The 21927-nt window shown below is 73.1% G+C and carries 14 protein-coding genes and 1 pseudogene; 8 read left to right on the top strand and 7 right to left on the bottom strand.

Translation table 11 applies throughout. The annotated features are described in order from the left end of the window. The first annotated feature begins 302 nt into the window (after window positions 1-302). Complete coding sequence (locus tag ABGB21_RS25370) at window positions 303-4172, top strand: S8 family serine peptidase (RefSeq protein ID WP_347679864.1); 3870 nt, start codon at window positions 303-305, stop codon at window positions 4170-4172. Between the two features lie 66 nt (window positions 4173-4238). On the opposite strand, the gene ABGB21_RS25365 is transcribed toward ABGB21_RS25370, so the two are convergent. From ABGB21_RS25365 to ABGB21_RS25335, 7 genes and pseudogenes are all read right to left on the bottom strand, one after another. Beyond that, complete coding sequence (locus ABGB21_RS25365; protein ID WP_347656981.1) at window positions 4239-5273, bottom strand: helix-turn-helix domain-containing protein; 1035 nt, start codon at window positions 5271-5273, stop codon at window positions 4239-4241. 141 nt (window positions 5274-5414) lie between these two features. Further along, on the bottom strand, window positions 5415-7658 hold the full coding sequence (locus tag ABGB21_RS25360; protein ID WP_347656980.1) for a xanthine dehydrogenase family protein molybdopterin-binding subunit: 2244 nt from the start codon (window positions 7656-7658) through the stop codon (window positions 5415-5417). Beyond that, entirely contained in the window at window positions 7655-8698 is a 1044-nt protein-coding gene (locus tag ABGB21_RS25355; protein ID WP_347656979.1) for a xanthine dehydrogenase family protein subunit M, read from the bottom strand. Before ABGB21_RS25355 ends, ABGB21_RS25360 begins: the two co-directional genes overlap by 4 nt. Window positions 8699-8814: 116 nt before the next feature. Next, window positions 8815-9267 (bottom strand): annotated as a pseudogene (locus ABGB21_RS25350) ((2Fe-2S)-binding protein); the annotation flags it as partial. A gap of 178 nt (window positions 9268-9445) precedes the next feature. Beyond that, a complete protein-coding gene (locus ABGB21_RS25345) occupies window positions 9446-10144 on the bottom strand; it encodes a VTT domain-containing protein (protein WP_347656978.1) in 699 nt (232 codons plus the stop codon). Further along, the gene (locus ABGB21_RS25340) at window positions 10141-10869 is read right to left on the bottom strand and encodes a glutamine amidotransferase (RefSeq protein WP_347656996.1); all 729 of its coding nucleotides are present in this window, start codon (window positions 10867-10869) and stop codon (window positions 10141-10143) included. The genes ABGB21_RS25345 and ABGB21_RS25340 overlap by 4 nt, the downstream gene beginning before the upstream one ends. 13 nt (window positions 10870-10882) lie before the next feature. Continuing rightward, window positions 10883-12130 (bottom strand): MurT ligase domain-containing protein, encoded by a 1248-nt coding sequence (locus tag ABGB21_RS25335; protein WP_347656995.1) that lies wholly within the window; start codon window positions 12128-12130, stop codon window positions 10883-10885. 507 nt (window positions 12131-12637) lie between these two features. Here ABGB21_RS25335 and mraZ point away from each other — a divergent pair. From mraZ to mraY, 7 genes are all read left to right on the top strand, one after another. Then, the gene (gene mraZ, locus ABGB21_RS25330; RefSeq protein WP_331215757.1) at window positions 12638-13069 is read left to right on the top strand and encodes a division/cell wall cluster transcriptional repressor MraZ; all 432 of its coding nucleotides are present in this window, start codon (window positions 12638-12640) and stop codon (window positions 13067-13069) included. A 205-nt stretch (window positions 13070-13274) separates the two neighbouring features. Then, a complete protein-coding gene (gene rsmH, locus ABGB21_RS25325) occupies window positions 13275-14396 on the top strand; it encodes a 16S rRNA (cytosine(1402)-N(4))-methyltransferase RsmH (RefSeq protein ID WP_347679862.1) in 1122 nt (373 codons plus the stop codon). After that, complete coding sequence (locus ABGB21_RS25320; protein WP_347656976.1) at window positions 14393-15076, top strand: hypothetical protein; 684 nt, start codon at window positions 14393-14395, stop codon at window positions 15074-15076. Before rsmH ends, ABGB21_RS25320 begins: the two co-directional genes overlap by 4 nt. Before the next feature lie 3 nt (window positions 15077-15079). Then, window positions 15080-17350: a penicillin-binding protein 2 gene (locus ABGB21_RS25315; protein WP_347656975.1), complete on the top strand. Its 2271-nt coding sequence runs from the start codon at window positions 15080-15082 to the stop codon at window positions 17348-17350. A gap of 52 nt (window positions 17351-17402) precedes the next feature. Next, window positions 17403-19004, top strand: a complete 1602-nt coding sequence (locus tag ABGB21_RS25310; RefSeq protein WP_347656974.1) for a UDP-N-acetylmuramoyl-L-alanyl-D-glutamate--2,6-diaminopimelate ligase — start codon at window positions 17403-17405, stop codon at window positions 19002-19004. After that, entirely contained in the window at window positions 19001-20407 is a 1407-nt protein-coding gene (gene murF / locus ABGB21_RS25305; RefSeq protein WP_347679860.1) for a UDP-N-acetylmuramoyl-tripeptide--D-alanyl-D-alanine ligase, read from the top strand. Before ABGB21_RS25310 ends, murF begins: the two co-directional genes overlap by 4 nt. 43 nt (window positions 20408-20450) lie before the next feature. Beyond that, window positions 20451-21554 carry a phospho-N-acetylmuramoyl-pentapeptide-transferase gene (gene mraY, locus ABGB21_RS25300; RefSeq protein ID WP_347656972.1) on the top strand — a complete coding sequence of 368 codons (1104 nt, stop codon included), beginning with the start codon at window positions 20451-20453 and terminating at the stop codon, window positions 21552-21554. Window positions 21555-21927: the final 373 nt, after the last annotated feature.

The raw sequence follows: 21927 nt of genomic DNA, 5'->3' as shown, positions 1-21927 counted from the left end.
TGACACGCTATGGCGTACCGGACCTTGCGTCAATATCGGACTTAACCGAAGTGTGCAAGTTGCGAACTGTGTGGTAATCCCCGGACTAACTGTAACGAATGTTTACTGATGCTCGCACCGTACCCGTCCGGACCGCAACCCGCGGTGACACGTGGGTGTCCGGCAGGCCGACCGGAGGTGGCGAAGATCCGCCATGTCCGTGCTCCGCCACCGGTCACGGCGGTCAACCGGCCGCCCGGCCGCCGAGAATCTCCGACGGCGGCGCCGGCCTCTCGGCGATCGCCCGGAGGAAGGACTCGTTCATGCTCAGACCCATACCCGGGACATCCCGCGCGGCGGCCGCGGCCGCCGTGGTCCTGGCCGCGCTGCTCGCCGTGCCCGTCGGCGCGGCCACGGCGGCGCCGGTGCCGGACGGCGGCACCACCGATCCACTGCGCAAGGTGGACCCGGGCGTGCTCGCCGCGGCGCGCTCCGGGACAGCCGCCAGCTTCTTCGTCGAGTTGGCCGACGAGGCCAGGCTCGACGACGCGGAGCTGGACCGCGTCGAGCGATCCGCCGCCGGCCGGGCCGGCCGGATCGCCCGCACCACCCGGGTCTACCAGACCAAGGTGGCGCACGCCGAACAGACCCAGCGCGGCCTGCGTACGCTGCTGCGCGACCGGCACGCCGACTTCACCCCGTTCTGGATCACGAACGTCATCGAGGTGACCGGCAACCTGGACCTGCTCACCGAACTGGCCGGCCGTGCGGACGTCGCCCGGATCACGGCGGTCGGCGTGACGAAGCTGACGGAGCCGGTCCGGACCGCTGGCGCGGAGACCGACAGCGACGAACCCCTGCTCTGGAACCTCACCGCGACCGGCGCCGACAAGGTGTGGCGCGAGTACGGCACCCGGGGCGAGGGCGTTGTCGTCGGCAGTGTCGACTCCGGAGTGCAGTACGACCACCCGTCGCTGGTCCGGCAGTACCGGGGCAACAATCGCGACGGCACCTTCACCCACGACTACAACTGGTTCGACCCGACCGGATGGTGCCTGCCCGAGACGCCCTGCGACAACCAGGGGCACGGTACGCACACCGTCGGCTCGATGGTCGGCGACGACGGCGCCGGACACGTCACCGGCGTGGCACCCGGCGCCACCTGGATCGCCGCGAAGGGCTGCGAGGCCAACTACTGCACCAACCCGTCGCTGCTCGCCGCCGGCCAGTGGATGATCGCCCCGACCGACCACAACGGGGAGAACCCCCGCCCGGAGATGTCGCCGGACATCATCAACAACTCCTGGGGCGGTCACGAGGGTGACCCGCACTTCTACGACACGATCATCGACTCCTGGGTCGCCGCCGGCATCTTCCCGGTCTTCGCCGTCGGCAACGAGGCCGAGGACTACCCCGACCCGTGCGGTACGGCCGGCCACCCGGCCACCAACCCGCGGGCGTACGCCGTCGGCGCGACCGACCCGGACGGCGTGATCGCCGACTTCTCCAGCCGTGGCCCCGGCCCGGACGGCGGAGTGCGGCCGGACATCACCGCTCCCGGGGTACGGATTCTCTCCACCCTGCCGGGCAGCACGTACGGATACATGGACGGCACCTCGATGGCGGCCCCGCAGGTCGCCGGCGCGGTCGCGTTGGCCTGGTCGGCGGTGCCGAACCTGCGCCGGGACGTGGCGACCACCCGCGAGTTGCTGGACCGTACCGCGCACGACGTCGACGACCTGCGGTGCGGTGGTACGCCGGCCGACAACAACGTCTACGGCGAGGGCCGGCTGGACGCGTACGACCTGGTGACCGAGGCGTCGACGGCGCAGCTCGGCGGGATCGTGGTGCACGCGGAACGGGACGGTAACCCGCTGGCCGGCTCCCGGGTCACCGTGACCTCCAACCTGGTCACCCGGACGGCGCGCACCGACCCGCGTGGCACCGTCCAGTTGGGTCGCGTCCCGGCCGGGGAGTACACCCTGACCGCGACGTTCTTCGGGCAGCGGACCCAGCGGCGCACCATCACCGTGGCGCAGACCGGCACGGTCAACCTGACCGTCGACCTCTCCGAGGCCGCCCCGTGGCAGCCGGTGCAGGGCCGGGTCACCGACCCGGCCGGCAGGCCGGTCGCCGGCGCCCGGATCACCCTCGCCGACGAGACCTTCCCGGGTTTTGTCACCGACGCCAAGGGCCGCTACACCGGGATGCTGCCCGAGGCCGACTACAACCTGCTTGTCGACTACGGGCGCTGGCTCGCTCCGAAAACGGTCGGGCTGACCGTGGACGGGCCGGAGACGGTGGACGTGACGCTCGCCGCCAAGACCGACAGGTACGGCTACGCCGCCGGGGTCACCGCCGGGAAGTGGGAGAACGGCGGCGCGGTGCTGGCCCTCACCGGCGACACCGCGAGCCGGCAGATCGACCTGCCCTTCCCGATGACCTTCTACGGCACCACGTACGACCAGATCACCGTGCACACCGACGGCTACCTCACCCTCGGCGCCGACAGCGCCGCGTCGGTCGGCGCCAACGGTCCGCTGCCCGCCCCGGCGGTGTCCGCCCCGGCCGTCTACGCCTTCTGGGACGACCTGGTGCTCGACCACGCCGCCACGGTGCGGACGAAGTCCACCGGGTCGGGGACGAACCGGCAACTGGTGGTCAGCTGGACCCGGGCCGCCCTGAAGAGCGACCCGAAGCAGCGGGTCGACGTCCAGGTGCTGCTCGGCGAGCGGGGCACCGTCACCGTCCGGTACCGCAAGCTCGGCACCGGTACGGTGGCGGCCGGCGGCTCCGCGACGGTCGGCATCGAGGACGCCACGGGACAGCACGCGCTGACGTACTCCCGGGACGAGGCGGTGCTCGACGAGGCGACCGCGGTCACCTTCACGGTTCCCGGCCGGGGTTTGCTGCGCGGCACCGTACGGGACGCCAACGACCGTCAGCCGCTGGCCGGCGCGACGGTGCAGGTCGAGTCGCCCGGCGCCCGGCAGCCGGCCACCGCGACCACCGACGCCGACGGCTTCTACCAGCTGGAGGCGCCGGCCGGGGCGGCCACGGTGACCGTGCTGCAGCCCGGGTACGACCTGCCGCCGGCCGCCGTCACGGTGGTCGAGGGCAGGGTGGTCAGACACGACGCGGCACTGCGTACGCCGCTGCTGCTGGCCAACCGGAGCGCGGTGTCGGTGAGTGTCCGGCCCGGACAGACCCGGACCGCGACGGTGACCCTGACCAACAAGGGGGACCTGCCGGCCAGCTGGCTGGCCCGCGAGATCAACTCGGCCACCCCGCCCGCCGGGGTACCCGGCAGGGTGCTGGGCTCCTTCCCGGTGAAGGACTTCTACTACGCATTCGGCGTCGGGTACCGCAACGGTGAGCTGATCGTCTCCAACTCGTACCTCTTCGGTCAGCTGCAGCGCTTCTCCACCGACGGCCGGGTGCTCGGCACGGGGGTACTGGACATCGGCGGCTGGCCCTCGGACATGGCGTACGTGCCGGGGCGGGACCTGATGTGCGCGCCGACGATGTCCTTCGTCGGGGAACTGCCGATCGCCTGCTTCGATCCGGACACCCTGGAGGTCGAGGAGACCGTCACCGGGTCGTGGGCCGGCAAGCTCTACTACGGGCTCGCCTACCGCGCTGCCGACGACACCTTCTATCTCAGCGGGGACGGGGTGATCCGGCACCTCGCCGGCCTGTCGCACCCGCAGCCCGGCGCGGTGCTGGGCGAGTGCACGCCGCCGGTGCCGTGGATGACCGGGCTGGCGCTCAACGAGAAGGAGAACGTGCTCTGGGGCATCAACCAGGACAGCAAGGAGTCGATCTGGGCGATGGACCCGGAGAACTGCCGGGCGCTCGCCTCGGTGCCGGACCCCGACCCGCGCCCGCTGACCGGTGCCGGGCTCGACCTCGACGACCAGGGCAACCTGTGGGTGCTCGGCAGCGGCACCGGCCGCCCCTACGCCAGCTCCGTCTACCACGTCGACGGCTCGCTGCCCGCGTACAGCGACGTGCCGTGGCTCTCCGTCGACGGCTCCGGTGAGGTGGCGGCGGGGGCCAGGCAGGCCCTGACCGTCACGGTCGACTCCACCGGCCTGGCGCCGGGCAGCTACGTCGGCACCGTGCTGGTGAGCAACAACGGTGCCAAGAGCCCGGCCACCCCGATCACCGTCTCGGTGACGGTCACCGGGTGAGTGTCACCACGACGCGGTGAGGACGGGGGGCGTCCGCCGAAACGGCGGGCGCCCCCGCACCGACGCTCAGAGCCAGTCGTGCCGGGCGACGAACCAGCCGAGCTGCATCCGGGTGGCGCTGCCGGTCACGTCCATCAGCTGGCGCAGCCGCCGCTGCACGGTCCGTACCGAGATGCCCAACTGGGAGGCGACCGCCTTGTCCGGCAGTCCGGTCATCATCAGCGACAGGATCCGCCGGTCGGTCGCGGTCGGCACCGTCCACCGGTCGACATCGTCGAGCACCGTGCTGGCCGGGGCGAGCCGCAGCGGCGTGGCCCGGTCCCACACCTCGCCGAAGAGCGCCACCAGCACCTCGACCCAGGTGGCGCCGTGCACCACCAACGCCCACGGCTCGGTGCTCTCGCTCCGGCCGGGAAAGGAGAGCAGAGCCATCCGGCGGTCGGCGACGGCGAGCTTGCCAGGTACGTTCACCGCGACCCGGGCCTGCTCGCCCGCGGCGATGAACTGGCCGATGTGCGCGGAGGCGCCGTCCCGGTCGAGTGCCCGTCGGTCGTAGACCACCCGGAACCGTACGCCCCGGCCCAGCAGTTCCCGCTCGGTCGGGTTGTCGTTGATCCTGGCCGCGTACGGCGGACACTCGAAGCCGAGCACCTCCTCCTGCGCGCCGCGCAGGAACTGCTCGAACGTCTCCATGATCGCGGCGACCCCGACCACCATCCGGACACCCTGGTCGGCCGGCTCCGCCGCGCGTCGCTGTCGCAACCAGTCCCGCAGGCCGGTCCGGGCCTCCTCCAGTTCGCGCACCCGCTGGGTGAGCAGCGCGTCGATCGCCAGGTCGGGCGGGGCGGCGTCGACCCGGTCGCCGGCCCGGCGGACCAGCCCGGCCCGGACCAGTTCGGCGAGCGCCGTCTCGACCTCGTCGACCCCGGTGTCGAGCCGCCGGGCGAGCGCGGCCGTGCTGCCCGGGCTGCCGCCGACCAACTCGAGGTAGACCTTCTCCTCCGGCTCGGTCAGACCGAACGCGCGCAGCACCGTGCCCACCACCCTCGAGGAGCCGGCCGTGACCCGGCCGGGTGGCGCGCCGACCGGGCGTCCGACCACGCCTGAACCACGGCCAAGCAGGGTAACCGGGCAGCCGGAAGCCAGCTCGGCCGGCCCACTGGGTGGTGACGGTCGTCTGGTCGGGTCGCGACGGGTGCGCCCGGCCCCGGGCTGGTCGGCGGCGGTGGCGGCTCCGTTCGTTCAGAGCAGGTCTTCGAGCAGGATCGGGAGTTTGCGGATCCGCCGGCCGGTCGCGTGGTGGATCGCGTTGGCGATCGCGGCCGAGACGCCGACGATGCCGATCTCGCCGACCCCCTTCACCCCGAGCGGGTTCACCACCGCGTCCGGCACCTCGATCATGTCGACGACCACGTCCGGCACGTCGGCGTTGGTCGGTACCAGGTAGTCGGCGAGGTTCTGGTTGGCGTACCGGCCGGTGTGCGGGTCCATCCGGGTCGCCTCCAGCAACGCCTGGCCGACCCCCCAGAGCATGCCGCCCATCAGCTGGCTGTGCGCCGTCCGGCGGTTCAGCACCCGGCCGGGGGCGAAGACACCGACGAGTCGGCGTACCTGGATCCGGCCCAGGTCGGCGTCGACCGCGACCTCGGCGAACTGCGCCCCGAAGGTGTGCATCGCGTGGTCGCTGGTCATCGGCGACACCGGCATCCAGGTGCCGATGGCCTCGACGTCCGGCATGTGGTTGCGGTCCAGCAGCTGGTGGTAGGTCTCGCCGACCTCGGGCCGGTCCCGCCGGCAGAGCCGACCGTCCCGGACCACCACCTCCGCCGGGTCGGCGCCGTGCAGCGGTGAGCCCTGGTCGGCCACCGCCTGGCCGATCAGCTGGTCGCGCAGCTGGGTGCAGGCCAGGTGTACGGCGGCACTGGTCGCGCCGGCCCCGGCCGAGCCGACGGCGGCGGCGATGTTCGGCAGGTCGCTGCTGCCGCCGACGAACCGGACCCGGTCCACCGGCAGGCCGAGCGCGTCCGCGGCGACCTGGGTCATCGCGGTCAGCGCCCCGGTGCCGAACTCGGAGATGCCGGCCTCGACCACGCTGCTGCCGTCGCCGTACATCCGGGCCCGGGCCCGTTGCGGGCTGATCGGCGCGGCGACCGGGTAGGCGGCGGTGGCCACGCCGGTGCCGACCAGCCACTGCCCGTCGCGTCGGACACCGGGCCGCGGGTCGCGGTCGGCCCAGCCGAACAGTTGGGCACCGCGCTGGTAGCACTCCTTCAGGCCCTTGCTCGACCACGGTTTGCCGGTCTCCGGGTCGACGTCGGCGTGGTTGCGCAGCCGCAGCTCCAGCGGGTCGAGACCGACCGCGTACGCCAGCTCGTCCATCGCGGACTCCAGGGCGAACATCCCGGTCGCCTCGCCGGGTGCCCGGGTGAATGTCGGAGTGATGATGTTGCCCCGGACCAGCCGGTATCCACCGGCGTAGTTCGGGCAGGCGTAGGTGACCGCGGCCGACTCCAGGGACATCTCGGCCCAGTCGTCGAAGTGTGAGGTCAGCGAGATCTTGTCGTGGGTGAACGCGGTCAGCCGACCGTCCCGGCCGGCGCCGAGCCGGATCCGCTGCTCCTGCTCCTCCCGGTGCCCGCAGGAGTGGAACTCCTGCTCGCGGCTGAGTGCGAGCCGGACCGGGCGGCCGACCACCCGGGCGGCGAGCGCGGCCACCGTGACGTGCGGCCAGATCAGCGCCTTGGAGCCGAAGCTGCCGCCGACGTAGTGGCTGACCACCCGGACGTCGGTCGGTGGCAGGCCGAGCAGTTCGGCGACGCTGAGCTGGGTCGCCTTCGGCCCCTGGGTGGCGTCGTAGAGGGTGAGCCGGTCGACGTCGTCCCAGACCGCCGTGGTGGTCGACGCCTCGATCGGGTTGTGGTGGTTGACCTCGAACCGGTACGTCAGGTCGAGGGTCACCTCGGCGTCCCGCAGCGCCGCCTCCGGGTCGCCCCGGGGCGGGTTCCGGCCGGGGACCAGCCCACCGAAGATCTTCTCCGGCTCGTACGCCCGGTCCCGTCCGGCGTCCAGCAGGGTCAGCGACGGCGTCTCCGCGTAGCTGACCCGGACCAGGGTGGCGGCGTGCTCGGCGCGTTCCAGGGTGTCGGCGACGACGACCGCGACCGGCTGCCCGGCGTAGTGCACCACGTCGTCCTGCATCGGGAAGAAGCTCTGGCCGTGCGCGATCAGCCCGGCCAGCCCGGGGAAGAGTTTCGGTTGCGCCGCGATCCGGGGCAGGTCCAGATGGGTCAGTACGGCGATCACGCCGTCCGCCACCATCGCGTCGCGGCAGTCGATCCCGATGATCCGTCCACTCGGCACCTGCGCGCCGACCAGTACGGCGTGGGTCAGGTCGGGAAGGTTGACCTCGGCGGAGTAGCGGGCCGCCCCGGTCACCTTGGCCCGTCCGTCGACCCGGTCGAGGGTCGCGCCGATCGCCGGACTCATGACGTACCGCCTCCGTCCCCGCTGAGCATTCCCGGCGCCGTGCCGTCGTGGATCTGCGGGTCGCCGAGGACCATCCGCAGTGCCCGGACGATGGTCCGTCGAGCCAGCTCGATCTTGAAGTCGTTCATCCCGTACCCGACCGCGTCGGCGAGTTCCTCGGCGGCGGCGGCGGTGAAGGTCTCGACGGTGGCGGGGGCGCCGCGCAGCACCGCCTCGGCCCGGTGGGCCCGCCACGGTTTGGTCGCCACCCCGCCGAGGGCCAGCCGTACGTCGCCGATCGTCTGCCCGTCCAGGCTGACCGCGACCGCGGCCGAGGCGAGCGCGAACTCGTACGACTCCCGGTCCCGGACCTTCAGGTAGAGCGAGCGGGTGGCCATCGGGTTCGGCGGCACCTCGATCGCGACCACCAGTTCGCCGTGCGCGGTCGGGTGTTCCCGCTCCGGGGTGTCGCCGGGCAGCGGGAAGAAGTCGTCGACACCGATCCGGCCGGCCCCGCCCGGCCCCTGGGTCAGCACCACCGCGTCGAGCGCGACCAGCGCCACCGCGACGTCGGAGGGGTGGGTGGCGATGCACCGTTCGCTGGTGCCGAGGATCGCGTGGCCCCGGTTGATGCCGTGGACGGCGCTGCACCCGGTCCCCGGTTCGCGCCGGTTGCAGGGCGCCGCCACGTCGCGGAAGTAGCCGCAGCGGACCCGCTGCATGAGGTTGCCGCCCATCGACGCCATGTTCCGCAGTTGCGGGGAGGCGCCGAGCAGCAGGGCCTGGGAGATCACCGGGAACCGGCGGCGGATCGGCAGGGCCTGGGCGACCTCGCTCATCCGGGCCAGCGCGCCGATCCGTACCCCGCCGCCGGGCAGTTCCTCGACCTGGTGCAGCGGCAGGTCGTTGATGTCGACCAGCCGGCGGGCCGGGGAGACGTAGCTGCGTTGCAGGTCGACCTCGGTGGTGCCGCCGGCCAGGAAGGTGCTCGCCGGGTCGGCGGCGACGGTGCCGACCGCGGTGGCGACGTCGGCCACCCGGGAGTAGCGCAGCGGCCTCATCCGACACCCTCCACCGCCGACGGTCCGCCGCCGCCCGGACCGGTGGCGGGCCGGCCGGAGCCGCCCTCCGCCGCGGTTTCCGGGAGCCGGTTCGACGCCTCGTCGCGGACCTGCCGGATCGCGGCCCGGATGTTCGGGTACGCCGCGCACCGGCAGAGGTTCCCGCTCATCCACTCCCGGATCTGGTTGTCGTCGTCGGCGTGCCCCTCGGCCAGGAACGCCACCGCCGACATGATCTGACCCGGGGTGCAGTAGCCGCACTGGAACGCGTCGTTGCTGACGAAGGCCCGTTGCATCGGGTGCAGGTCGACGCCGCCTGCGAGGCCCTCGATGGTGGTCACCTCGCGGGACTCGCAGGTGATCGCCAGGGTCAGGCAGGCCAGCACCCGGCGCTTGTCCACCCAGACCGTGCAGGCCCCGCAGGCACCCTGGTTGCAGCCCTTCTTCGTGCCGGTCAGGTCGAGCCGGTCGCGTAACGCGTCCAGCAGGCTGACCCGGGGTTCGACGAGGACGTTGCGCGGGGTGCCGTTGACGTGCAGCCGGACCACCACCGAGTTCGGGCCCCGCACGACGGCGCTGTCGGCGCTGCGTACCGCGTCGGCGGTCTCCGTGTAGGACTTCACCCGATCACCCCGCTGAGGTTCGACGGTCGGTGCGGGTACGCCGCGCGGACCGGAACGGCCCACCCGGGCGGATCCGGGTGTTGCCCACACGGTACCGCCGATCAGGGCTTATCGGGCATACAACTCAAAAGGGCTGGGGGTTCGCCGGTGCCGTCCCGGCCCTCCGCTCGGCCCGCCACCAGCGGGCCCCGAGCACCGTGGCGGCGACCAGACCGAGCCCGGCCGGTGCCACCGCGAACCAGTTCACCTCGTCGGGCGAGACCACCGCCGCCCCCACCGCGGCGTAGCCGAACGCCGAGGGGGCCGAGGCCAGCACACTGCCGACCAGGAACGGCAGCAACCGGGCGCCGGTGGTGCCGTAGCCGTAGCTGACCAGCCCGAAGCCGCCGACCGGCAGCAGACGTACCGAGACCACCCCGAGCACGCTCTGCCGGGCGAACCAGTGGTCGAGCCGGGCCAGCCGGCCGCGTACCCGTTCGGCGACGAAGTCCCGACCGAGCAGCCGGCCGACCGCGAACCCGGCCCCGGCGGCGAGCAGCGCGGCGGCCAGCGTGTAGCCGGCCCCGCCCAGTGGACCGAAGACCGCTCCCCAGACCACGGTGATCGCGGTCCGGGGGACCAGGGCGAGCATCAGCACCGCGGCCACCGCCACGGCGACCACCGGGGCCAGCGGACCGAGCCGGTCCGCCAGCCCGGGCAGCCCGGCCAGGTCCGGCCGGGGAGCCACCAGCAGGCTCAGCCCGAGCAGCCCGAGCAGGCCGAGCAGCAGGGCGAACCGCGCGACCGACCGCTGTCGCAGCAGCCGTCGGACGCGCCCGATCACGCCCGGGCGGCGGCCAGCGCGGCGGCGCGTTCCGCCCGCAGCCGCTCCGACCAGGTGTCGTCCAGCGGCGGCAGTTGGTGCGCGCCGGTCGCCCAGCGCAGCAGCAGGTCGGCCAGGGCGGGGTTGCGGGCCAGCGCCGGACCGTGCGAGTACGTGCCGAGCAGCTTGCCCCGCCACGCCCCCTCGGTCGCGCCGTCGTTGCCGATGCCGGTGGTGACCCTGGCCAGCGGGGCGACCCCGGAACCCAGGTGGGTACGACCGCCATGGTTCTCGAAGCCGCTCAGCGGCGGCAGCCCGAGCCGGATGTCGATGTCACCGGCGAGCTCGCCGACCGCCCGGCTCGGCCCCCGGTCGGAGTGCAGGTCGAGCAGGTCCAGCCCGGCACACTTGGCGCCCTTGGCGAAGAACGAGCCGCCGAGCAGCTGGTAACCGGCGCAGACCGCGAAGACCACCGACCCCTGGGCGACCGCGCGGTGCAGCCCGCCGTCGGCGAGCAGCCGCTGCGCGCCGAGCGCCTGCGGACCGTCCTCGCCACCACCGATCAGGTAGATGTCGGCAGTGGTGGGCAGCCGCTGGTCGGAGCGGACCTCGATGGTCTCGACCGGCATCCCGCGCAGCTGGGCCCGGCGGGCCAGGATCAGCATGTTGCCCCGGTCGCCGTAGGTGGAGAGCAGGTCCGGGTAGATCCAGACGATGCGCAGCACACTCTCGGAACCGTGGTGCACCGGATATCCCCTGTCAGTTGACACGGTCCAACTCCGCTCGGATGTCCTGGAACGCCGTGTAGTTGGCGATCACCTCTAGCCGGCCCGGCGGCACGCTGGCGACCGCGTCCGCGAAGGCCCGCACGTGCTGGAACGGTACGCCGTTGACGTCGAGCCGGACCGCCAGGTCGTACGCCCGGTCCCCGGTGATCAGCACCTGGCGGCCGCGCAGCGGCGAGAAGTCGACGTCGAAGAGCCAGGAGGTGTCCAGTCCGTCGGGGTCCCGGGCGTTGATCGACAGCAGGGTGGGCGCCTCCTCGGCCATGTCGAACGCCTCGAGCCAGCTCGCCGGGTTCTTCGCCAGCAGCAGCCGGATGGTCCGCCCGTCCCGGTTCACCTGCGCGTACCGGCCGGCGACCGAGGCGACCCCGGCCAGCCGGGAGACCGCGTCGTTGGGGCGTACCCCGAACTCGGCCGCGACGGCGAGCGCGGTGGCCGCGTTGCCGAGGTTGACCCGGCCGGGCAGCTGCAGCACCACCTTGTGCCAGGCGCCGGCGGGGTCGAGCACCCCGTCGTCCTCGACCACCCACTGCGGCTCGGGCCGGCGCAACCAGCAGCCGGTGCACCACCACTGGTCGGACATCCGCTCGATCGGGGAGCCGCACTCGGGGCAGACCCAGGAGTCGTCGTGCCAACGCTGGCCGGCGCTGAACCAGGTGACCGGGGCGGGGCGGACCGCCTCGCTGCGGTTCGCCGGCGGGGTCGCCGCCCAGACCACCATCGGGTCGTCGGCGTTGGCCACCACCCGGACCTGTGGGTGGCGCACCAGCGCGGCCCGCCACAGCTGCGCCATCATCGCCACCTCCTTGGCCCGGTCGAGCTGGTCCCGGGAGAGGTTGAGCAGGGCCACCACCCGCGGCTCGGTCGCCTCCAGGACCTGGGCCAGGTAGTGCTCGTCGACCTCCAGCACCGCGTACGGGGTGCTGCCCGCCTTGGCCAGCGCGGAGGTGTGTCCGGTCGGCATGTTGGCGCCGAACGAGTTCGTGGCGACCGGGCCGAGTACGCCGACCGCGGCGGCGGTCAGCCGGGTGGTGGTGGTCTTGCCGTTGGTGCCCGAGATCAGCGCGATGGCGCGGCCGGCGGCCAGGTGTGCCAGCAGATCAGGATCGATCTTGAGGCCGATCCAGCCGCCGATCACCGAGCCGTCACCCCGGCCGGCGGCCCGGGACAGGGCCGCCGCGGTGCGCGATACGGAGCTGGCCACCTTTGCCCGAAGGGGCATCTTCGCGTCCGTCACGCGAGCGAGGTTACCGGACGGCGCGGCGCGGCCGACCGTCGCACGAGGGACCCGTCCGGGGCGGGCGGCGGGTCGGGGTGCGGGTCGGGATCGGCCACCGGGTGTCGGCGACCGGGGTGGAGTGGGACCGGACGGGCCGTTTCCTCCACCTCGCGCCACCCGTCGGAAATTTTTCCTCCACTTCCCTCCCCGGCGGTCGTCACAGGCGGTCGAGGCGCCTGGGAAAAAAGGGGCGAAGCTGCGCGATTGACGCAGGGCTTGATGGTGTCGGATAACGGACCCGTGGGGCCGGGGTCCCGTTCCCCTCCACCTGACGCCACCCCGTCTGACGTGCGCTTTCATCCGGACATCGGGCGCGTTTCCCGGGCGATTCCGGTTGCGGGTGGAGGGAAGTGGAGTAGAGTGGGGCGCGATGGGGGGCCAGGAGGGCCCGCCGGCCCGGGGGGCAGCGGTGCCGCGAACACCGCTGAAAAGGGCAAGGGGGTTGGGCCGGTGTTTCTCGGCACGCACACCCCGCGCCTGGACGACAAGGGCCGGCTGATCCTTCCGGCCAAGTTCCGGGATGAGCTGGCGGGAGGTGTCGTGATCACCAAAGGGCAGGAGCGCTGCCTCTACGTCTTTCCGATGCCCGAGTTCCAGCGCATCGCCGGTCAGCTGCGCGAGCAGCCGATGACGCACAAGGCCGCCCGGGCCTACAGTCGGGTCTTCTTCGCCAGCGCGCACGACGAGATCCCGGACAAGCAGGGTCGGGTCACCATCCCGATCCACCTCCGGGAATACGCCGCGCTGGACCGGGACCTGGTGGTGATCGGAGCGAGCACCCGGGTCGAGATCTGGGACAAGCGGGCCTGGGAAACCTACCTCGCGGAGAACGAAGAGGAGTTCGCCGACATCGAGGAGGGGGTGCTGCCGGGCGGACTGTAGGGCGGCGCGTGCCGACGCCCGACGTACTGCGAGATCTCCACCCGCTCGAGGTTCCTGGCGCCTCTTCCCCGGTGCCAGGCGCGAACCGCCGGCAGGTCCGAAGGTCGGGCCCGGTGGGCAGAGCGGATGGGGATCTGGCGGTATGACGAGCAGGGGACAGACACCGGGCACGTCCGGACGAGACAGGGGTCAGTGGGGGGTCGACATGGGGGAGCTACGCGGTACGCACGTACCGGTGCTGCTTGAGCGGTGTCTCGAGCTGCTCGCCCCCGCGCTGGACCGTGACGACCGGCCGTCCGTGTACGTCGACGCGACACTCGGGCTGGCCGGGCACGCCGAGGCGGTGCTGGCGGCCCACCCGCGCACCGTCCTGATCGGACTCGACCGGGACACCGAGGCGCTCGCCCACGCGCGGGCCCGACTCGCCCGGTACGCCGACCGGATCCACCTGGTGCACGCGGTCTACGACGAGTTCGCCGAGGTGGTCGAGCGGCTCGGCTACGACGGCGTGGACGGTGTGCTGTTCGACCTCGGTGTCTCCTCGCTCCAACTCGACGCGCCCGACCGCGGGTTCGCCTACGCCCAGGACGCGCCGCTGGACATGCGGATGGACCAGACCACCGGGACCACCGCCGAGGAGGTCCTCAACACCTACTCGCACGGGGAACTCGCCCGGGTGCTGCGGGTGTACGGCGAGGAGCGGTTCGCCGGCCGGATCGCCTCGGCGATCATCCGGGAACGGGAACGGTCCCGGTTGACCTCCTCGGCCCGGCTCGCCGAACTGGTCCGGGAGTCGATCCCGGCACCGGCCCGACGAACGGGCGGACATCCGGCGAAGAGAACGTTTCAGGCTTTGCGGATCGAGGTAAACCGGGAGCTGGCCGCGCTGGAGACGGCGTTGCCGGCCGCTCTGGACGCGCTGTTCCCGGGCGGTCGTGTGGTGGTGCTGTCCTACCACTCGTTGGAGGACCGGATCACCAAACAGGTGTTCGCCGGCCGGGCCCGCAGTACGGGCCCGGTCGACCTTCCGGTCGAGCTGCCCGGCACCGGGCCGATGCTGCGGTTGCTCAGCCGGGGGGCTGAGCTGCCGGGCGAGACGGAGGTCGCGGCCAATCCGCGCGCCGCCTCGGTGCGGCTGCGGGCGGCCGAGCGGATCGACCCGTCCGACGACCGGACCCCGGCGACGACATCGAGGAGGACCGCCCGCGAACGGTCCCGCCGCGGTGCCGTGCCCGGGGCGTCGAACGGCTCGGAGAGAACTGAACGGGACCTGCCGCGATCGCCGGTCGACGGCGACGGCACGACGGTACAGGGGGAGGGAACATGAACGTCAACAAGCGCGAGCGTCGGGTCGAACCCGACGTGACGCGCGGCGCTGGACAGCGCACACCGCGGTCGGGGGGCCGGACCACGGTGCAGCGGGCCGGACGTACGGGTGGCGGCCGGTCCAACGCGGCACCGGCGAGTCGGGTGCGGGGGGAACGGGAGTACCCGACGCAGGGTAGCGCCGCCCTGCGGGCACGGAACTGGGAGCCGTCGGTCGAGCCGGACCGGCCGGTACGGGTCTGGGACAGTTCGGCGGAGCGGCCGGAGCGGCCGGCCGAGTCCGGCTCCGCCACCCGGGCCGGCCGGCGGACCCGGCTGCGGGTCGCGCCACCGCTGCCGGTGGCCCGACCCCGGGTCTCCTTCGTGGCGCTGATCCTGGTGCTGGTGGTCGGCGGGATGCTCGGCATCCTGGTGGTCAACAGCAAGATCAACGAGAACGCGTTCCGTCAGGAACGGCTGCAGCAGCAGCGGTCCGTCCTGGACATCCAGCAGCAGGAACTGCAGCAGAAGATCGACGACGCGGAGGTGCCGGGCAACCTGGCCGCCCGGGCCCGCAAGCTGGGCCTGGTCGACTCGGGTCCACCCGCCTTCATCCAGCTGCCCGACGGCCAGGTGATCGGTGTGCCGCAGCCGGCCGGCGGCGAACCGGCGATCACCAGTCCGCAGGGTGCCGGGGGATAGTCGGTGGCCTCGCGGTCCGACGACCCGCGCCGGGACACCTCGGTGTCCCGGCGCGGCGCGTCACGTACCGGCGACGGCCGCAGAGCCGGCGCCGACGGCCGGGACTCCGGTGACGGATCCGGGCGGGACGGGGCCGGGTTCGCCGGCATCTCCGACGCCCGGGCCTACACCCCGCGCGGCCGGACCGTGCGGGACAACCCGGAACTGTCCCGGCGCTACCGCGGCGGTCCCGACGATCCGGTCGAGGTCACCGGGCGCCGGGGCGCCGCCGACCCGGGGCGGGGCCGGCGTACCCCACGCAGCAGCCGGTCCGGTGATCCGTTCCGGCCGGCGCTGCAGGTGCTCGACGGCGGCCGGGCCGGTACCCGGACCGTCCGCCGGGCCGCGTCCGGCACCGGCCGGACCGTCACCGCCCGGCCGGTCCGTGGTGACACCGAACCGCCGGCGGCACCGGCCCGGCGGCCGCGCGGCGACGGACCGACCCACGGCGGCGGCACCGGCGTACGTCGACCCCGACGCGGTCCCCGCAAGCCGCTGCGGCTGGCCGACTCGCACCGGCGGCTGCGCCTGGGCACCCTGCTCGCACTGGCCATGTTCACCACGATCGGCATCCGGCTGGTCGCGCTGCAGGTCGTCGACGCCCCGGAATACCAGGGCAACGGTCTGCGGGACCGGCTCCGTGAGGTGGTACTGCCGGCGCCGCGCGGCGCCATCTACGACCGCTACGGCGCGCCGCTGGTCCGCAGCGTCGAGGCGCGGTACGTCTTCGCCGACCCCACCCTGATCGAGGATCCGGCCCGGACCGCCGCCGCGCTGTCGCCGCTGCTCGGCATCCCGGTCTCCGAGCTGACCGAGGGGATGAAGCCGAAGAAGCGGCCGGACGGACGGGCCTCCCAGTTCGAGTACCTGGCCCGGGGGGTGGAGACCGCCACCGCCGAGAAGATCCTGGCGCTCGAACTGGACGGCATCGGCACCGGTCGGGACGAGCGCCGCGAGGTGCCCGGCGGTGACCTGGCCGCCAACCTGCTCGGCTTCACCAGCGACGACCTGCACGGCCTGGAGGGGCTCGAGGCGCGTTACGACGACCTGCTGCAGGGGGTCAACGGGAAGCGGGTGTACGAGGTCGGCAAGGGCGCGCTCGCGGCGGAGATCCCCGGTGGCTACAACCGGGTCACCAAAGCCCGGCCGGGCAGCTCGATCCAGCTGACCATCGACCGCGACCTGCAGTACGTCGTGCAGCGGATCCTCGGCCAGCGGATGCAGGAGGTCGACGGCAGCACCGGGGCGGCGCTGGTCCTCGACGTACGGACCGGCGAGGTCCTCGCCCAGGCCAGCTATCCGACGTACAACGCGGCGGACTGGAAGAAGTACAAGGCCGAGGACCGCGACGACGCGGCCACCAGCTTCGTGGTGGATCCCGGCTCGGTGCACAAGGCGATCGTCTTCGGCGCCGGGCTGGAGGAGGGGGTGATCACCCCGCAGACCGCCTGGCCGATCGCCAACGGCATCTGGAAGGGCGACCAGTACTTCGCCGACACCCATCCGGTCGGCGGTCGGAAACTGAGCGTGGCGGGCATGCTCGGCTACTCCTCCAACGTCGGCACCATCAAGATCGCCGACGCCCTCGGGGCCGAGAAGGTCTACCAGTACCAGCTCAAGTTCGGGCTGGGTAAGGCCACCGGGGAGGGGGTGCTCGGCGAGGCCTCCGGGCGGGTGCTGAAGCCGCCGACGGAGTGGAGCGGCTCGACGTACGGGTCGGTGCCGATCGGGCACAGCGTCGACGTCACGCCCCTGCAGATGGCCGCCGTCTACGCGGCGATCGCCAACAACGGCACGTGGGTGCAGCCGCACCTGGTCCGGGAGATCCTCCCGTCGGACGGCTCCCGCCGGGACGGCCCGGCCCCGCAGACCCGGCAGGTGCTCAGCCCGGCCACCGCCGCCGCCCTGCGGCAGCTGATGGAGGCGCCGGTGACCATCGAGGGCGGCACCGCCGGCAAGGCGGCCATCCCCGGTTACCGGGTCGCCGGCAAGACCGGCACCGGCTCCCGGGTGGTGGACGGCCGGTACGCCCCCGGCGAGGTCGCCTCGTTCATCGGGATGGACCAGGCGGACGACCCCCGGTACGTGATCGCGGTCTTCGCGCACACCCCACAGGGCGGCGGCGGGGACATCTCCGCGCCGGCGTTCAAGGAGATGATGGAGTACACCCTGCGCCACTACCGGGTGCCGTCGACCGGCACCGCGCCGCCGAAGTTCGTGGTCTATCCGCGTTGACCAGGCCGAACAGGACATCATCGGTAGGTGCGGGCAAACCACCGGGGCGGCTGTGCGGGGTGGACCCCCCGACGGGGTAGGGTCTGACGCCGTGCCCGGCAATCCCCGTCCCCAGGCCGTGACGCCGATCCGGCTCGCCGATCTTGCCGCGCGGGTCGCCGCCGGCCCCGCCACGCGGGCCGACCTGGCCAGCGCCGAGTTGCCGCCCGGCGGGGCCGAGGTGACGGTCACCGGGATCACCCACGCCAGCGGCGAGGTACGCCCCGGTGACCTGTACGCCGCGTTGCCGGGCGCCCGCCGGCACGGCGCCGAGTTCGTCCCGGCGGTGGCGGCGGCCGGTGCGGTCGCCGTACTCACCGATCCGGCCGGGGCGGCGGCGGCCGCCGAGGCCGGGCTGCCGGCCCTGGTCGTGCCGGACCCCCGGGCGGTGCTCGGCGAACTGGCCAGCGCGATCTACGGCGACCCGACCGCCGGACTGACCGTGATCGGGATCACCGGCACCGCCGGCAAGACCAGCACCAGCTACCTGATCGAGTCGGGGCTGCGGGCCGCCGGCCACGTCACCGGGTTGATCGGCACCGTCGAGTGCCGCCTCGGTGACCTGGTGGTGGACAGCGTCCGGACCACCCCGGAGGCCACCGACCTGCACGCCATGCTGGCCGCCGCCCGGGAGCGCGGGGTCACCGCGGTGGCGATGGAGGTCTCCAGCCACGCGCTGGTGCTGGGCCGGGTCGGCGGGGTGCGGTTCACCGTCGGCGGCTACACCAACTTCGGTCACGACCACCTCGACTTCCACGCCGACGTGGCGGACTACTTCGCGGCCAAGGCGCGGCTCTTCGACGGCCGGTGCGCCGCCGAGGTGCTCAACCACGACGACCCGGCGCTGCGCCCACTGCGTAAGCCGACGACGGTCACCTACTCGGCGGCCGGTGACCCGGACGCGACCTGGCGGGCGGAGCGGATCACCGACGTCGGCTACACCCAGACCTTCACCGCGTACGGCCCGGACGGGGTGGCGGTCGAGGCGGCGGTCGCGCTGCCCGGCCGGCACAACGTCGCCAACGCGCTGCTGGCGATCGCCACCCTGGTCGCCGCCGGGGTGGACCCGGCGGTCGCGGCGGCCGGGGTGGCCGCCTGCCCCGGCGTGCCCGGCCGGCTGGAACTGGTCGACGCGCCCGGCCCGGTCCGGGGCGTGGTCGACTTCGCGCACACCCCGGACGCGACCGTCGCCGCGCTGACCGCGCTGCGGGAGCTGACCGGCGCCGACCACCGGCTGATCTGCGTACTCGGCTCCGGCGGCGACCGGGACCAGGGCAAGCGGGCGTTGATGGGCGCCGCCGCGGCCCGGGGCGCCGACCTGGTGGTGGTGACCGACGACAACCCGCGCAGCGAGGACCCGGCCGTGATCCGGGCCGCGGTGCGCCGGGGGGCCGAGGAAGCCGGCACCCCGGCCCGGATCGTCGAGGTCGGCGGCCGTCGGGCCGCGATCACGGAGGCGGTCCGGCTGGCCGAGCCCGGCGACGTGGTCGCGGTCCTCGGCAAGGGGCACGAGCGGGGCCAGGAGATCGGCAACCGGGTCGAGCCCTTCGACGACCGAGTCGAACTCGCCACCGCGCTCGCCGCCCGGTTCGACACACTGGTGGAGCAGCGATGATCCCGATGACCCTGGCCGAGATCGCCGCCGTCGTCGACGGCCGACCGGTCGCCGACGATCCACGGCTGACCGTCACCGGTCCGGTCGAGTTCGACTCCCGCAAGGTACGCCCCGGTGGGCTCTTCGTGGCGTTCCCCGGGGAGAAGGTCGACGGGCACGACTATGCGGCGGCGGCGGTCGCGCAGCGGGGCGCGGTGGGCGTACTCGGCTCCCGGGCGGTCGACGGCGTGCCGATGGTGCTGGTCGACGACGCCCGGGTGGCGATGGGTCGGCTGGCCCGCGCGGTACTGGACCGGCTGCCCGAGCTGACCGTGATCGGGTTGACCGGCTCGTCGGGCAAGACCACCACCAAGGACCTGGTCGGCCAGCTCACCGCCCGGCTCGGCCCGACGGTGGCGCCGGCCGGATCGTTCAACAACGAGCTGGGGCATCCGTACACCGCGTTGCAGGCCGACGCCGACACCCGCTACCTGGTGCTGGAGAAGGGCGCCCGGGGGATCGGGCACGTCCGGTACCTGTGTGAGATCGCGCCGCCCCGGATCGCGGTGGTGACCAACGTCGGCACGTCGCACATCGGCGAGTTCGGCTCGGTCGAGGCGATCGCCCAGGCGAAGGGGGAGCTGGTCGAGGCGCTGCCGGCCGCCGGGCTGGCGGTGCTCAACGCCGACGACCCCCGGGTGCGGGCGATGGCGGTCCGGACCGCCGCCCGGGTGGTGCTGGTCGGTGAGGCCGGCGACGCCGACGTACGGGCCGAGGACGTCACCCTCGACGAGCGCGGCCGGCCGTCGTACACCCTGGTCACCCCGAACGGTCGGGTGCCGGTACGGCTCGGGGTCAGCGGACGGCACCAGGTCGGCAACACGCTGGCCGCGGCGGCGGTGGCGCTCGACCTCGGCATGCCGTTGGCGGAGCTGCCGGAGGCGCTCGGCGCGCTGGTGCTGCCCTCGACCCGTCGGATGGACGTCTTCGACCGGGCCGACGGGGTGACGGTGATCGACGACTCGTACAACGCGAATCCCGGCTCGATGGCCGCGGCGCTGCACGCGCTGGCCGCGATGGGCCGGGGCCGACGTACGGTCGCGGTGCTCGGCTACATGGCCGAGCTCGGCGAGTTCGAGCGGGACGGTCACGCGCAGGTCGGTCGTCTCGCGGCCGAGCTGGGTGTCGACCGGTTGTTGGTGGTCGGTGAAACGGCCGCCCCGATCCGGGACGGAGCGGTGGCGGTGGCGGATTGGGGAGGAGAGTCGGTGCTGGTTACCGATCAGCAGGCGGCGATCGGGCTGCTGCGGCGCGAGCTGCGGTCGGGCGACGTCGTCCTGGTGAAGGGTTCGCGTTACCGCACCTGGGACGTGGTCGACGCGCTGCGTGAGGCGGCCGTCGGTCCCCAGGGGGGCGCCCGATGAGCCACGTGACGGACGTGTCGGTTCCGGCGGAAGGCGTCGCGGCGTGAGGGCGGTTGTCGTCGCCATCTTCGTGGCGTTCCTGATCTCGCTTTTCACCACACCGATCGCGATCAAGGTCTTCACCCGGTTGAAGGCCGGTCAGCCGATCCGGGCCGAGGGCCCGATCATGCACCAGGGCAAGAAGGGCACCCCGACGATGGGCGGGGTGGTGTTCATCGTCGCCACGGTGATCGCGTACGTCGCCGGTCACCTCGCCCTGACCACCCTGCCCCACCAGCAGATCGCCCAGGTCACCCCGACGATCACCGCGTTGGTGCTGCTGGGTCTGATGGTCTTCTCCGGTGCGGTCGGCTTCCTCGACGACTTCCTGAAGGTCCGCAAGCGCAACAGCGCCGGGCTGAACAAGCGCGGCAAGCTGCTCGGCCAGATGCTGGTCGGCGCGGTCTTCGGGGTGGTGGCGCTCTACTTCCCGAGCACCGCCGGGGTGACCGTCGGCAGCACCGCGCTCTCCTTCATCCGCGACATCAACGCGCTGGAGGTCGGCAAGATCGCCTCGGTGGTCATCTTCATCTTCGTGGTGATGGCGACGACCAACGGCGTGAACCTCACCGACGGTCTGGACGGCCTGGCCACCGGCGCGTCGGTGATGGTGCTCGCCGCGTACGCCCTGATCGCGTTCTGGCAGTACCGGCACTGGTGCGCGGACGAGGCGTACGCCGCCGGCGGGGCGTACTGCTACGTGGTCCGGGACCCGTTGGAGATCGCCCTGATCGCCGGGGCGGCGGCCGGCGCCTGTGTCGGCTTCCTCTGGTGGAACACCTCACCGGCCCGGATCTTCATGGGTGACACCGGCGCGCTCGGCCTGGGCGGGCTGATCGCCGGCATGGCGATGGCCACCCGGACACTGTTCCTCCTGATCATCCTCGGCGGGCTCTTCGTGATCATCACGATGTCCGTGGTGATCCAGATCATCTCGTTCCGGACCACCGGCAAGCGGGTCTTCCGGATGTCTCCGCTGCAGCACCACTTCGAGTTGGCCGGCTGGAGCGAGGTCAACATCGTCGTCCGATTCTGGATCATCGCCGGGATCGGGGTGGCGATCGCCCTGGCCCTCTTCTACAGCGAGTTCCTCACCGCGGTCAGCTGATCCTCCGGCCACTCCGGCCAGCGGACCGGCACCCCGCCGGCCGGACGCCCCCTCTCCGGTGCCCGGTGCCCGCCCGCCGGTCGGCGTCCCGTTCGTGGCCCGGCGCCGACACGCCGGTCGGGTGATTACCCGGCGGCGGGCCCGGGCAGCGTCGATGATGGGCGGAACCGGGAGGACGAAGGGGTGGCGCGGTGACGGACGAGGCGCCACGGCGACCGGCGGGGAACGGCGGCCCCGGCGGTGGGCGTGCGGGTGCGGGCGGCCCTGACAGCGGACGTGCGGGACCGGTCGGTGCCGACGCCGCAGCACCGTCGGCCGACGGCGGCGGCCCCGACGGCGGCGGAGGACGGGCGGGCGCCGGTGCGCGTACCGC

The sequence above is a fragment of the Plantactinospora sp. B24E8 genome, from assembly GCF_039871735.1.
In the GTDB taxonomy this organism is placed as follows: Bacteria; Actinomycetota; Actinomycetes; order Mycobacteriales; family Micromonosporaceae; genus Plantactinospora.
The sequence above is the reverse complement of the archived record's forward strand: the minus strand, read 5'-3'. Positions and strand labels throughout refer to the sequence as shown.

Bases quoted from the DNA above. Each gene is read 5' to 3' on its own strand.
- ABGB21_RS25360 (WP_347656980.1), bottom strand. From the start codon at position 7,658: ATGAGTCCGGCGATCGGCGCGACCCTCGACCGGGTCGACGGACGGGCC.
- ABGB21_RS25370 (WP_347679864.1), top strand. From the start codon at position 303: ATGCTCAGACCCATACCCGGGACATCCCGCGCGGCGGCCGCGGCCGCC.
- ABGB21_RS25335 (WP_347656995.1), bottom strand. From the start codon at position 12,130: ATGCCCCTTCGGGCAAAGGTGGCCAGCTCCGTATCGCGCACCGCGGCG.
- ABGB21_RS25355 (WP_347656979.1), bottom strand. From the start codon at position 8,698: ATGAGGCCGCTGCGCTACTCCCGGGTGGCCGACGTCGCCACCGCGGTC.
- murF (WP_347679860.1), top strand. From the start codon at position 19,001: ATGATCCCGATGACCCTGGCCGAGATCGCCGCCGTCGTCGACGGCCGA.
- rsmH (WP_347679862.1), top strand. From the start codon at position 13,275: ATGGGGGAGCTACGCGGTACGCACGTACCGGTGCTGCTTGAGCGGTGT.
- ABGB21_RS25320 (WP_347656976.1), top strand. From the start codon at position 14,393: ATGAACGTCAACAAGCGCGAGCGTCGGGTCGAACCCGACGTGACGCGC.